This window comes from Streptomyces glaucescens, from assembly GCF_002154375.1.
Taxonomy (GTDB): Bacteria; Actinomycetota; Actinomycetes; order Streptomycetales; family Streptomycetaceae; genus Streptomyces; species Streptomyces glaucescens.
Genome location: NZ_MUND01000656.1, coordinates 1 through 970, shown reverse-complemented (window position 1 = coordinate 970; position 970 = coordinate 1). Strand labels below are relative to the sequence as shown.

General features: G+C 79.0%; 1 protein-coding gene and 1 pseudogene. One reads left to right on the top strand and one right to left on the bottom strand.

Annotation, left to right across the window (positions count from 1 at the left end; genetic code table 11):
* Positions 1-77 precede the first annotated feature (77 nt).
* Positions 78-461: pseudogene (locus CCN42_RS34175) on the top strand (precorrin-6A/cobalt-precorrin-6A reductase); the annotation flags it as partial.
* A 315-nt stretch (positions 462-776) separates the two neighbouring features.
* Here the strand turns inward: CCN42_RS34175 and CCN42_RS43910 are convergent.
* Positions 777-970, bottom strand: a 194-nt coding sequence (locus CCN42_RS43910) for a hypothetical protein (protein ID WP_422641236.1), incomplete at its 5' end; no start/stop codon positions are given.

The following is a 970-nucleotide window of genomic DNA, read 5'->3' as shown; positions in this document are numbered from 1 at the left end:
GGTGGTGAGGAGGACCCGGCGGCCCAGGTCCGGCAGCAGCCGCGCCGCGTCGGCCAGTGAGCCGGCCGGGTGCCACCGGTCGCCGGGTCCTCCTCACCACCGGCCGCATGGACCTCGCGGCCTTCGCGCATCTGGACCGGCTGCACTTCGTCGTACGGTCCGTGGAGCCCGCCGGGCCGCCGGTGCCGCCGGACATGACGCAGGTGCTGGCGCGTGGGCCGTTCACCGTGGCCGACGAGCTGGCGCTGCTGCGCGAGCACCGGATCGACGTGCTGGTGACGAAGGACAGCGGGGGAGCGGCGACCGCCGCCAAACTCACCGCGGCGCGTGAACTCGGCCTGCCCGTCCTGGTGGTACGGCGCCCGCCGCTGCCGGACGGCGTGAGCGTGGTCCCCGGCGTGGCGGAGGCCCTGGCGTGGCTGGGCCTCGGCCCGGACACCGCCCCGGAAGACCTCGGCTGAGAAGACCTCAGCGTGGCCCCGTCGGCGCGGGCCGCCGCGGTCGGCCGGGCAGGCCGTGGCCCAGGTCCCCCGACCAGCAGCCGCTCGGCGATCGCGTCGACCGGGGCCCGCGTCCGCGCTCCCGCGGGCGGCCGATGTCCTCCCGCACCCGTTCCTCCGGCCGGGCCGCCCATGCCCAGGAGACGGCCCGGGCCTCGCGGGCGCGGGCCTCGGCGCGCGAGAGGATCGAGCCGTGACGGGTCGGACAGCCCCCGTCCACCACCCGGTCGGACACCGGCAGGAGCACCTCGGGCGGCATCCGGCGGCGCGCCGCGATCAGCTCCCGGGCCGGCGCGCCCGGCCGGCCGGGCGAACAGCTCGGCCCGCATCACCACCCACGGGCCGGCCACGTCCGGCCGGGGTGCCGGAGTCCCGCGGCGGCGGGCGGGCGGCCGCCAGGCCCGTACTGCCGATGATCTTCCCGGCCGCGGCCTCCAGGACCAGCCGCCAGCCCCCGCCCACCGGTGAGG